Source organism: Anabaena sp. EIM26, assembly GCF_057568715.1.
In genome coordinates this window covers 242,867-256,235 of the sequence record NZ_CM172472.1, presented here as the reverse complement: position 1 = coordinate 256,235, position 13,369 = coordinate 242,867, and the positions used below count along the sequence as shown (strand labels likewise).

8 protein-coding genes are annotated in these 13,369 nt (G+C 40.2%); 7 read left to right on the top strand and 1 reads right to left on the bottom strand.

The window, feature by feature from the left end; translation table 11 throughout:
* Positions 1–23: 23 nt before the first annotated feature.
* Complete coding sequence (locus AC012T_RS01005) at positions 24–6,647, bottom strand: PAS domain S-box protein (protein ID WP_487062488.1); 6,624 nt, start codon at positions 6,645–6,647, stop codon at positions 24–26.
* 452 nt (positions 6,648–7,099) lie between these two features.
* Here AC012T_RS01005 and AC012T_RS01000 point away from each other — a divergent pair, with 452 nt between their 5' ends.
* The 7 genes from AC012T_RS01000 to AC012T_RS00970 all read left to right on the top strand — a co-directional run bounded on the left by AC012T_RS01000 (position 7,100) and on the right by AC012T_RS00970 (position 13,336).
* The gene (locus tag AC012T_RS01000; protein WP_487062487.1) at positions 7,100–7,774 is read left to right on the top strand and encodes a biliverdin-producing heme oxygenase; all 675 of its coding nucleotides are present in this window, start codon (positions 7,100–7,102) and stop codon (positions 7,772–7,774) included.
* A 357-nt stretch (positions 7,775–8,131) separates the two neighbouring features.
* Positions 8,132–9,514 carry an oxygen-independent coproporphyrinogen III oxidase gene (gene hemN / locus AC012T_RS00995; RefSeq protein WP_487062486.1) on the top strand — a complete coding sequence of 461 codons (1,383 nt, stop codon included), beginning with the start codon at positions 8,132–8,134 and terminating at the stop codon, positions 9,512–9,514.
* A 367-nt stretch (positions 9,515–9,881) separates the two neighbouring features.
* Positions 9,882–10,154, top strand: coding sequence for a GlsB/YeaQ/YmgE family stress response membrane protein (locus AC012T_RS00990; protein ID WP_487062485.1), 273 nt, complete (start codon positions 9,882–9,884; stop codon positions 10,152–10,154).
* Positions 10,155–10,204: 50 nt separating this feature from the next.
* A complete protein-coding gene (locus AC012T_RS00985) occupies positions 10,205–10,897 on the top strand; it encodes a manganese catalase family protein (RefSeq protein ID WP_487062484.1) in 693 nt (230 codons plus the stop codon).
* A 763-nt stretch (positions 10,898–11,660) separates the two neighbouring features.
* The gene (cysE, locus tag AC012T_RS00980; RefSeq protein WP_487062483.1) at positions 11,661–12,395 is read left to right on the top strand and encodes a serine O-acetyltransferase; all 735 of its coding nucleotides are present in this window, start codon (positions 11,661–11,663) and stop codon (positions 12,393–12,395) included.
* Between the two features lie 3 nt (positions 12,396–12,398).
* Entirely contained in the window at positions 12,399–12,629 is a 231-nt protein-coding gene (locus AC012T_RS00975; RefSeq protein ID WP_487062481.1) for an Asr1405/Asl0597 family protein, read from the top strand.
* 509 nt (positions 12,630–13,138) lie between these two features.
* Positions 13,139–13,336: a DUF2949 domain-containing protein gene (locus AC012T_RS00970; RefSeq protein ID WP_487062479.1), complete on the top strand. Its 198-nt coding sequence runs from the start codon at positions 13,139–13,141 to the stop codon at positions 13,334–13,336.
* The last annotated feature ends 33 nt before the right edge of the window (positions 13,337–13,369 follow it).

The window sequence follows — 13,369 nt, the reverse complement described above, 5'->3', positions numbered from 1 at the left end:
AACCGATAATTGATTTTGTAGGACTACTGATTTTGGGCTGATAAAAGCTGTTGCATTATAGTTACAAGTTGCTTGAGTATTACAGGTTTGGTCAGATAGTAGTCTGCTCCGGCTGCTAAACATTTTTCCTGATCACCGGGCATGGCTAAAGCTGTCAAGGCAATGATGGGAATATTTGCCAATTTTGGCTCTACTCTAATTAACTTGATTGCTTCCATACCATCTATTCCCGGCATTTGAATATCCATTAAAATGAGATTGGGAGTTTGTTCTTTGGTGAGAGCGATCGCTTGCTGACCGTTTTTTGCCAAGATAATACGGTATCCCTTGGCCTCTAAATAATTAGAGATGGTAAAAATATTAGCTTCATTGTCTTCTGCCAGCAAGATCAGAGGAGATTCCTGTGAGATGTTGTTGGCAGTAGAGTCTACATTAGATGATATCTGCTGGTCTGACTCTTGGGAAGACTCAGAAACGTGGACGCAGGGTAAATCAAAGGTAAAGCGGCTGCCCACACCGATTTCACTGGTTACTCCCACCCGTCCACCATGTATTTCCACAATCCGCTTCACGAGTGCAAGCCCCAAACCAGTTCCAGCATATTGGCGGTTTAAGGAACTATCAATTTGGATGAAAGGTTGAAATAGTTTGTTGATATTTTCTGGGGCGATACCGATGCCTGTATCAATGACTGCAATCTGAATCGAGTTTCGCAGAGATGTCATATCTGCTTCAGAGGGAAGTTGCTGGAGGGTAATTTCTAAGGTGATGCGCCCTCCTTCTGGAGTGAATTTTACAGCATTATTGAGCAGGTTAATTAAAACTTGGCGGATACGTCTTTCATCTAGCAACAAATCTGGCAAATTGGGTTGAATCTTCACTTCTAGCTGAATGTGTTTTTGGAAGGCTTGTTGTTTGATAAAGGACAAACTGGATTGGCAAAGGGGACTGATAGCCACTTGACTATAGTGTAATTCCAGTTGCCCGGCTTCAATTTTTGACAAATCCAGGATGTCGTTAATTAATTCCAATAGGTGGTTGCCGCTACGCTCGATGGTTTGCAAACCCCGACGTTGTCTTTCCGTGATTACGCCAAGTACTTCATCTTGCAATGCTTCCGATATGCCGAGAATGGCATTGAGAGGGGTGCGTAGTTCATGACTCATGTTAGCGAGGAACTCATCTTTAAGACGAGTAGCGCGGGCAAGTTCGTGATTGAAGGCAGCAAGCTGTTTATTTGTCTGATGCAGTTGTTCTTCTGCTAGTTTGCGTTGACTAATATCTGTGACTCGGACTAGGTTCATTTTCTGACTGGCTACAGTAATTTGCTTGGCGGCCAGGCTGCCCCAAAAGAAATCACCTTTGAAGGTCTTGTATTCAAGCTCCTGACTCCAAAAGCCTTGTTTATCCATATCATCTGCAATTGCTTGCATCTGTTCGGAGGTGAATTGCAGCTTTTGCAACTCATGTCCTTCAATATTAATCAGGTCGGTTTTATTGGCAGCTGCAAACATTTCCACTGCCCGTTTGTTACAGTCTATAGTTTTGACGGTTTCTGCATCGACTAGGAATAGGGCATCAGCCGATTCATTAAAAATTGCCTCTCGTAAATCCCGACTGCGGATAATCTCAGCTTCTGCTAGTTTGCGACTAGTGATGTCGTAGTTAACGCCAATCATCCGTTGGGGTTGCCCTTGAGAATTGTGCTGAACAATTGCATAGCCCTTGAGGATGCGAATTGTGCCATTAGTCAATATAATTCTGAATTCGATATCTAGTTCTCGATCTTCAGCAATAACTTGTTGGACAGTTTCGCGGATAGTGACTCGATCATCAGGATGAACAAATTGCTCAAATTTTGCCCAAGCTCCCTGACCAGGGTCAAAATTCAGAGGTGTAACACCGAATATTTCATACATTTGTTCATCCCAAACTAGGGAATCGTTGATCAAATCCAAATCCCAAATGCCAATTTTTGCGGATTTGACTGCCAAACTCAGGCGATCTGATAAACTGCGGAGTTGTACTTCTGCTGCTTGCAACTGGGCTTCTGATTGTTTGCGTTCACTAATGTCGAAGTTAATGCCGATCATCCGTTGAGCTTTGCCCTGGGAGTCCCACTGTACAAGGGCATAGGCTTTAATAAATTTGATTGTGCCATCAGGCCAGATCACCCTAAATTCAGGCTCGAAGTCGCTTTCTCCGGCAATAGCTTGCTGGATAGCGGCACGGCAAAATAAAAGATCGTCGGGATGCAAGCCTGCTTCCCATGCTTGGTAAGCACCTGTAAAGTTTGAAGCCTGTACGCCATAGAGTTCGTACATTTGGTCATCCCAGAGCAGGCAGTCGTTAACGATATCCCAGTCCCAGATGCCAATTTGAGCCGATTTGATTGCTAGATCCAATCTGTCTGATAAGTTGCGGAGTGCGATTTCGATTTTTTTGCGTTCGGCTTCCATCCGCGCTCTTTCGCTGATATCGAGAATTAATCCATCCCATAAAATATCACCGTTGGTTTGTTTTTGAGGTTGGGCAACGCCCTGTATCCATTTGATATGACCAGATGGGGTAATGATTCTGCCTTCCCATGACCATTGCTGCAAAGTGGAGGCTGAACGGATCATAGATTCTTGCAATGTGGGTAAATCATCTGCATGGGTCATGTTAAATAAAACATTGCCATTTTCGAGCATGGTAGCTGATGGCAGTTCATACAGTTCTTTACAGCGATCGCTAACATATACAAATTTATGGGAGCCATCAGGATGGAGAAGATATTGATACATTACGCCAGGGACATTGGCTGCAATCCGCTGGAATCGGACTTCATTTTGGTGTAAAGCTGCTTCTGAGAGTTTGCGGATGGTGATATCCCTATCCATGCCGCGATAACCTCGAAATTCTTCATCTTCATCAAAAATAGGAACTGCGCTTGTCTCTAAGGTAATCAGTCGGCCATCTTTATGTAGGTGAATATTTTCTAAGCATTGAAAGGGCGCTTGAACTAATATGAATTTCATAAACTGTGTTAATACCCTTAGTGCTTCTTCTGGGGGCATTAAATGAAAGGGAGTTTTGCCTAAAACTTCTTCTGGAGAATATCCCAAAACGTCAAAAACTTGCGGACTAGCGTAAGTATAAATTCCACATTCATTAATTTCCCACACCCAATCACTTGATGTTTCGACCAGATTACGGAAACGTTTTTCACTTTGTTGTAGTTCTGCTGTGCGTTGGGTAACTTGGTTTTCTAAAGTCTGATTTTGTTCTTCTAGAATTTGCAACAGGTGATCGCGTTCCTCTTCTGTATACTTGCGATCTGTAATATCCTCTGCCATTGCACCAATGCGGTAAATTTCCCCAGCCGCATTCCTAATGGGGAAACATCTGCCCCTAATCCACCGCATTGATCCATCCGGTCGAATAATGCGGTATTCCTCGTTTAAGAATATCTGCCCACCAGCTTTGTGATAGGCGCTTTGAATGCGCTGACGATCACCAGGGTACAAAAAATTCATCCAGGAATCAGGATTTTCATACAAGCTTTCGCTGGTTTGTTGCCAAATTTTTTCATAGGCAGGGTTGACATAAAGTAACTTTCCTGAATCAATCTGACGAAGTAAAATTACTTCTCGACTGTTTTCTGCAAACTGGCGAAATTTCTCTTCACTAGCTTTCAGTGCATCCTCAGACTGTTTGCGCTGAGTGATATCTTGGCTCATGAGGATGCCTGCAATGACACTACCCTGATCATCGCGCACAGGGATATTATGGGTAATGTAAAAGCGATCGCGGTAGGGAACTTCTGCAATCACAGATTCTCCAGCTAGAGCTTGCTGTAATAGGGGTGCAATTACCTCTGATGTCTCTGGTGGAAAAATTTCCCAAATTGTTTTGCCTTCCATTTCTGCCTTGCTCAAACCAGCACTAGCTAGTCCTAAGCCTCCTACCAGTAGGTATCGCAGGTTATGGTCAAACAGCACAACCATGCCATTGGGAAAGTTATCTACTAATGAACGATAAAGCTGCTCACTGCGACGTAAGGCTTTTTCTGCTTGTTTGCGACGATTGATGTCTGTAATCGTCCCGATGTATCCTCTTATTGTTCCTTCTTGGTCTAGTTCGGGAACTGCTTGCCCAAATACCCAGGTTTCCACCCCATTAGGTTGCCGAAACCGATATTCCAAATTAAAAGTTTTGCCGCTTTGTACCAGTTCATTCCACTCCACCTCAACTAGATGTTGATCTTTTGGGTGTAAGGCTCTTTTCCATCCACAATCAATGGCTTCTTCAGGAGTTAATCCAGCAATTTGACACCAGCGGTCGTTGACATACAAACAATTTCCCGCTGTATCGGTGCGGTAAATACCAACGGGGGCTGATGCTGCTAGAGTTGCGTAGCGGCGTTCACTTTTCTGTAATGCCTTCTCCATCTCTTTGCGTTCTGTAATATCTTCATAGCTGACAAGAACGCCAATAATGTCACCTGTAGGGGTGAGCAGGGGTATTTTATTAGTGCGTAACCATCTACAAAGGTTGTCACCGTTTGTAAATGGTTCTTCAAGATTGAATTGGGGTAGACCAGACTCCATGACTAAGCGATCGCCTGTCTGATAAAGTAGAGCTTGATCTTTCCAAGGCATATCATAATCACTTTTGCCAATTATGTCTGCTGGAGATGATATTCCTGCATCTAAAACTAGTTGCCGATTGCAGCCCAAGTAACGGCAGTTTCTGTCTTTCCAAAAGATGGCCATAGGTAGGCTATCCATAACCAGTTGCAACAAAATTTGGCTTTCCTGAAATGCCTTTTCTGCTTGTTGGCGCATAATTTCGCTGCGTTTGGCTGCGCTGATGTCTCGTGCCACCCAAATGACTGCTTCTGGTGAAATTGGTGAAACTTGGGCATTAAACCAAACGTATTGATTGCCAATTTGTAAGCTGTATTCGCATTCTAAGGATTCTTGTCTGGTTAGAGTTTGCTCGATCATGCTCATACACAGGTCAGCCACATGACCGGGTAAAATTTCATAGACAGTTTTACCAAGCACTTCTTGAGCAGGTCGGTAAAGCTTATCTGTCCTGGTAGGAGCAATTTTGAGATAACGTCCCTGTCTATCTAGCACCATAATCACATCGACCATGGCATTGAACAGTCCTCGCAGTTCAATTTCCGAGGTTTTTAGAGCTTGTAGAGCTTCTTGACGTTCACTTTCAACGCGCTTTCTCTCAGTAATATCTCGCCCCTCAGCAATCAACATTACTACCTGTTCTGATTCATTCTTGAGGGGACGGAGAGAAAAATCTATGGTAGCTACCTGACCTCCAGCCCCCAAAACATCCACTTCGTAGCGGATAAATTCTCCTTGGGCTGCACGAGCGATATTTTGCTGTAATCTGTCCTGCGTTATCTGGGAAATTTGCCACCAATAGGCTTTCCAGAAAGGTCGATGGACGACATCTTCTATTTTTATACCGCCAAAGTTTAAGGCTGTCTGGTTGGCTTCGAGTAAGATGCCCTCGGTTGTCAGCAGTCCTGTAAACTGAAAAGAGTTATTGAATATAGCCCGAAATCTGCGCTCACTAGCTTGCAGTTCCTGTGTCCGTTCTTCTACTTTCTGCTCTAGAGAGGTATTGAGATTTTGGAGATTTTCATAGAGTTCTGCTTGTTGAATGGCTACAGATAGCTGTACAGAAAGTTGCTGGAGTAGATCCAGTTCATTTGTCTGCCACTCACGAGTTTCGCTGCACTGATGAGCAATTAGTAACCCCCAAAGCACATGAGAAGAAGATTGAGAAACAGGCAATAATGTCAAGTTTCCTGTCTGCTTCTGTTCTTCTGCTCCCTGTACCCTGACTTCTGTGTTCAGAAATATGGGTACAACAAGATTAGCCTTGACTTGAAATTGCTCCAGCAGGTTGATATAAGCAGTTGTTAGCCCAGCATCATAAATATCGGAAATGGCGCGGATTTTGTAATTACCATAGCTGGTGCCATTGTTTTCTAATAAACTCTCCTGGATTTGAAGATTGAGGACAGCTTTCCATGAAGGTAGTACGGATTCAGCAACAATTTTACCATTCATTTGCTGATCAAACTGGTACACTATTGTCCGATCTGCTTTCAGCAGTTCCCGAACTTCTTGAACGGCTGTTTTCAGAATTTCCTCTAAATGCAAAAACTGACGAATGCGGAATGATATGCCAGCAAACAACTGTTTTTGTTGCTCCTGCATCTGAATCTGCTTGATGAGGCGGGTTTTTTCTAGGGCAGTATGAATACCCCTGCGGAGTCCATTAGGGGTGAGTTTACTTTTGACCATGTAGTCGAGGGCACCATTTTTCATGGCTGCAACTGCGATCGCTTCATCCCCCTGGTTTGCTAACATGATCACTGGAATTTGCAAGCTCCCAAATTGCGATCGCAATTGGCTCAAAAATTCTAGACCATCCACATCTGGTAGTTGATAGTTTAGCAGTATTAAGTCTGGCTGAAAGTCAGTCAGTTGGGTTAATGCTTCTAATCCAGATTCAGCTTCAAGTACATCATAAGTTGCAGTTCTATCCTGACTTAAATAACGGCAGTATAGTAACCGATCTTCTGGCGCACCCTCCAGAATCATAATTGAGTAATGGGAGATTGCCATAGCTTTTTCAGTAATTCTACAGTTTTAATTACATTTGAGCGTAGCTGTTTTTCTAAATTATCACAAAATCACCTCAATCAATAATTGTTTTTGAAAGTAACATAAACGAAGTTTCATTAGCTTTCAATTACGAGTATACACATAAAAATCAGTAATTATTCCAAGCTGCTGGTATTTTTTTTTATAAAAGTAACTTAATAGAGTAGTTTTACTTATTAAAGTCTAAAGAAATAGGACTGTATTTAGATTTTTGAGAAGATTAATAGTTAAATACTTTGTAAGATATCAAAATACCCAGGATCTACATCAGCAGTGGTATCGGCTAGATAGATTCTGCCAGCAACCACATCTCTCCACGAAAGCAATTTTTGAACCTTGACATCCGACGGTGAACTGATAAACAAGTCGGAGACATTCTGGAAATTTGGCGATTGAACATGAAGGAAGCAACCATGAGTAATAATTTAGCCATCAAACTGCGTTCTGGTACTCAAAAAGCTCATACAGAAGCAGAAAATGTCGGCTTCATGAAATGTTTTGTCCAAGGTGTGATAGATAGAGACTGCTTTATTCAACTATTGAGAAACTTGTATTTTGTTTACAGTGAACTAGAAGCAGCTATTGAGAAAAATAAACAACATCCTGTGATTAGTGTAATTTATTTTCCTGAGCTAAATCGCCAAGCCTCCCTAGAAAAAGACATGGAATTTTATTATGGAAGTCAATGGTATAAGAGGATTGCACCAACTACTGCGGCTCAAAATTACATTGCTCGCCTTCAAGAAATATCTATTCATGAACCTGCATTGTTGTTAGGTCATTCCTATACTCGTTATTTAGGCGATTTATCAGGGGGACAAATGCTACAAAAAATTGCTCAATCAGCTTTAAAACTTTCTGGATATGCAGGAACTTCTTTTTATAACTTTGAGCAAATTCCAGATCCGCAAGCATTTAAAAACAAGTATCGTCAAGCATTAGATACCGTACCTGTTGATGAGACAAAGGCCGATCAAATTGTAGCAGAAGCTAACCATGCTTTTTATTTGAATCTAGAAATAATTAAGGAATTAGAAAATATGTTAATTTTAGCTCTGGGACGTGCTACCTACAACGACTTAATTTGATAATTTAATCCTGCCCCAAACCGATTAATTACGCAAAATATTGCTCAAACTCTTGTTATTTTGCGTTTTTTACGGTTTATTTAAAATAGTAGAATTTACAACTAAACTAGTTTGTGTAGTCGTGAATTCTATTTACTACAACTAGTTTATAGTATTTTTGATCAAAACCGGGTTTCTTGACGTAATTCCTAGCTAGCTCGTTTCAGTTTTTTCGACTGAAATATACAAATATATTGGCAATTATGAATCAAAATAATTGTCAATTTGACAACACAAATTGGGGAGACTCACCATAAGTATTCCCATAAAACTGCTATGACCACTAGGCACTAAACTCACAGATACTCGGAGGTTTTGATGGTCTTTCTATTACCTGGTGTCAAATTTGATCTGGATCTGATTAAAAAGTACGATACTCGCGCTCCCAGATATACAAGCTACCCACCTGCTACAGAATTAAGTGACACATTCACAGCAGCAGATTTCCAAGCTGCTATAACCGCTTCTAATCAACGCCAAACTCCCCTATCTTTGTATTTCCACATTCCCTTTTGTCAGAGTGCTTGTTATTTCTGTGGGTGTAATACGGTAATTTCCAATAACAAGAATATTGCCAAACCCTATCTACAGCATTTGGCACAAGAAATCAAGAATACAACAGAATTAATTGACACAAGCAGAAAAGTACTTCAGGTTCATTGGGGTGGGGGTACACCTAATTATTTGGAACTGCATCAAGTTGAATTTTTGTGGAACAAAATTAACCGTTATTTCAATATTGATTCTCAAGCAGAAGTTTCCATTGAAATTAACCCCCGCTATGTTAATAGAGACTATATCAAGTTTCTCAGAGATATTGGATTTAATCGCATTAGTTTTGGTATCCAAGACTTTAACCCCAAAGTGCAAGCAGCAGTCAACCGAGTCCAGCCAGAAGCAATGTTATACAATGTGATGGATTGGATTAAAGATGCTAATTTTGCTAGTGTCAATGTAGACTTAATTTATGGTTTACCCTACCAAACGCTGCAAACCTTCCGGGAAACTGTACAAAAGACAATCGCTCTAGATCCTGATAGAATTGTGGTATTTAATTTTGCTTACGTACCCTGGATAAAAACTGTGCAAAAACGGATACAGCAGGAATCCCTACCTCCAGCACAGGAAAAATTAGATATTCTGAAAATGACTATTGAGGAGTTAACGAATAACGAGTATTTGTTTGTTGGTATGGATCATTTTGCTAAAACTAACAACGAATTAGCGATCGCTCAACAAAATGGTACTCTAAAACGTAACTTCCAAGGCTACACCACCCACGCGGAAACAGAGCTTTTTGGCTTCGGTTCTACATCTATCAGTATGTTAGAAGATGCTTATGCTCAGAACCACAAAGGATTAAAAGATTATTATCAGTCCGTCATAGCAGGTGTTATCCCCACCAGTAAAGGTATCAAACTAACCCAGGATGATATCATCAGACGCGATGTAATTATGTCAATCATGTCTCACTTTCAGCTACATAAGTCAGACATTGAACAGAAATATCACATCAATTTTGATGGATATTTCTCCCAAGAACTAGAGGAATTAAGACCCCTAGAAGCTGATGAATTAGTCAATTTGTTAGCTGATGAAATTCAAATTACAGATATCGGCAGATTACTAGTCAGAAATATTGCTGTCGTTTTTGATACCCATACAAAAACTAGAGCCACAAAATTCTCCCGTGCAATTTGAGGAACAGTAATACTGGATAAGTATAGGATTTATGCAAGTGTCACACTAAAAATCTGTTGTAGGGTGCGTCAGACTGCATAAATCTTGCAAATAAACAGATTGTTGATATCTGACGCACCTTACCAATGTACCAGTTGCGTAAGTCCTGAAGTATTCAGTCTTCGGCTACAAACAAGAAGACTGAATATTTATATTTAAACCCATGTATAGTAGTTTGCAATTGAGTACACTACATTCTCAATCTGCTTTAGATATCTCTACCTTTTGACTTGACACATTTATTTCATCTGGTAGAAAAAAATATAATTAATGATTGATAAATTTAATACAGGTTAGATGTAAATATTTGGGTTTTGAGGAAATAATTATGAATATTATTGCTTGGATAATTTTAGGAATATTAGCTGGTGCGCTCGCTAAAGCTATTTATCCTGGTCGTCAAGGTGGTGGAATTATTTCGACAATGATTTTAGGTATTGTTGGTGCGTTTATCGGTGGTACTATATTTACACTTATAAACACAGGAACATTACAACTTACATCCGCTACATTTAGTCTTCCTGGTTTTTTAGTAGCAATTATTGGAGCAATGATTGCCATCTATTTATGGGAATTATTTCAAAGAAGCAGTAGAGCTTAACGGTAGGTAATGTAGGGAGTTAGGTTGAATTTAATAGGAGAATAAAAGGTATGTTTTTTCACAAGAAAGAACCCATTCATGTAGTCAAAGTTGATGAATGTAATCCTCGTTTTGCTCAATTAATGCTAGAACAATTTGGTGGTGCAACCGGAGAACTATCAGCAGCTTTGCAATATTGGGTACAATCTTTTCATGTAGAAAATGCTGGTATTCGAGATATGCTTCAAGACATAGCAATTGAAGAATTTGGTCATTTAGAGATGGTTGGTAAACTCATCGAAGCTCATACAAAAAATTCTGACCAAACAGAAGCTTACAAAAGCACTCTTTTTGCTATCCGAGGAGTTGGTCCCCATTTTCTTGATAGTCAAGGAAACGCTTGGACTGCAAATTACTTGAATGAGGGTGGTGATGTAGTTCGTGATTTACGTGCTAATATTGCCGCAGAAGCTGGCGCACGTCAAACTTACGAAGAGTTGATTAAATTAGCAACAGACGAGGGAACTAAACAAACTTTAGTACATTTGCTAACGCGAGAAGTTTCTCATACTCAAATGTTTATGAAAGCTCTAGATTCTTTGGGTAAATTAACAGATCCCTTCTTTGGTAATATTCAACCAGATGAAACCGTCTCTCTCTACTACAACTTATCAACAAATGGAACTGAGCAAGACCAGCGTGGCCCTTGGAATTCTGAACCAACATTTAATTACATCGCAAATCCTTTAGAAACTCATTCTTAGAATAAGTCTAAAAAATATCAGGTTTTATCTAGAAACCCCCTTACTTAAGTAAAGGGGGTTTAAGTTTTTATTATAGCAATTCCCAAACTCATAAAATACACCCCCTGTCGCGCACCGCACCCTCCCCTTGGTCTACGGTGTACACACAAGTCCAGTTAAGATTAAATCGGCGGTTAGAAACCGCAACTACACAGGCAAAACTCCTTCGGATGATGCCTCCGGCACGCTACGCGAACGCCAGTTCCCTAGGTTGGGAGACCCGCCTATCAGTAAATATTGTGACTTCTGAATTCTTACAAATCTATACGACCAAAAGCTCTATTTATTCCTTATTGTAAATCCTAAAACAAAATAAAGAAACAAGTCTTTTGACTACCAAAACCATAAGATGATTATAGTAACTGAGTATACAGAATTCCAAGTTGTAATCCCTTCTACCTGCCATTTTTGGGGAATGAGTACAGCTAAATATATCATCAATTATCTTACCTAAATCGCTGCAAAGTCTCATAGGTAAAGAGATTTATATTGAGTGCAAAATATCTCAAACCCCATCTTAAAAATACAAGTACCCCTGTTATCAAAAGCTAGTACCCCTACCCCAAGAGAAAATGTAAAGTTCTGTTAAATAGGGGTTTAAACCTATTGAGTACAAGAGTAATAAATTCAATATTCCCAATCGGTATGTGCTGTTTTTTTTTCTTTTGAGTTACCTGATATAAGCATAAAAATACAACACGGCTCCTTTAACCAGACAGTACCGATGCAACAGTCTTTAGACAGTATCAGTAAAACCAAAGCTGCAAATACAGACTTGATGAAAAATCAACGTTCTGGCAGTTTTTTGGAGCCATTAATGAGCGATTTTCGCATCATTTTTGAACGTGATCCAGCAGCACGTAATTGGTTGGAGGTAATATTTTGTTACCCTGGATTTCATGCTCTTTGTTTACATCGGCTTGCACACTGGTTACACCGCAGTAAAGTGGGTTTTATCCCCCGGTTAATTTCTCACTTAGGACGGTTTTTAACAGGTATTGAAATTCATCCAGGTGCAGAAATTGGTAAAGGTGTATTTATCGATCATGGCATGGGTGTTGTCATTGGTGAAACTGCCATTGTTGGAGATTATGCACTGATTTATCAGGGTGTAACTCTGGGTGGAACTGGGAAAGAAAGCGGTAAACGTCATCCCACCTTGGGTAATAACGTTGTTGTGGGTGCGGGTGCGAAGGTTTTGGGAAATATCCAAATTAGCGATCGCGTGCGGATAGGTGCAGGTTCTATTGTCTTACGTGATGTTCCCCCAGATTCTACCGTCGTGGGGATTCCTGGACGCATTATTTCCCATAAACAAAGCAAACGTCTCTCTCCCTTAGAACATGGCAAGTTACCTGATGTTGAAGCGGGTATAATTCGTTCCTTGCTTTCCCGGATCGAGAAACTTGAACAACAACTGCAAACCCTGACAAATCATCAGCAGGATGAGGATAGTTGAATTATGTTTTCATCAGGAGAACAAGTTTTACAGATTCCTTTGAGTGATAGATGGCAAATTTATCACCGTTTGCAAGAATTGATGATTACTTGTTCCTGTCCCCCAGATGGTTCGTTGCGAGTGCAAGTTAATAGTTTACAAGAAGCAATCCTTGTCCGCAGTGCAGTTATGCAATTTTTAGCTTCTCGTTGTGAACTAGTGGAATGGTTAGAAGGTTGTTGGTCTCAGAGTTAAATCATAATTCTAGCCGTAAGAATTCAGGAGTCAGGAGTCAGGAGTTAGGAGTCAGGAGGAAGAATATTTTTCTCTTCTGTTAAGAGTTCCCCGCTATATCCAACATTCTGTATGCTGAATCCTTACTTGTAGCCACATCGACAATCTCAAAATTCCTTTCTTTGCATGAGTAATCACAATTTACAACTTCTAGAATGTCTAATCAATACAATATCAGAGCATAATTCATGATGCAAGCGTGATTTATCCTCTACAAAAGTTAAAGTTATTGTTCACTCACAAATTAGCTTGCAGACTGAAGGTAATTAACCTAAGCTTAGGTTTCATTCATTTTGCCAAATCTGCTCAATCTACAACATCTCTCATATAGAGCAGATAGCATAGCGTGGCTTTAGCCATAGGGTTAAATTCTGCTGTATTTCATTTCTCAATAAAGTGAAATTAGCAAATAACACTGGGGATGGCATTTGAAAAATTATTGTCTAGCTTGATATTTTCAACGTCAAATTATGGTACAGCGTAACAGCGATAAGAAATTACTTCACTTTTTGCATAATGAATTGGCACTTTCAAATGCGGATATTGATGTTGCATTACGACACCGTGAATTAGATAAAGGCCCTATACCAATGCTGCTTTGGCAGTATGGCTTCATAGATTTAGAGCAATTAGCAAAAATTTTTGATTGGTTAGCAGAACACGCATAGTGAATTATTGCGGTACTAACTAATTAGAGAGTT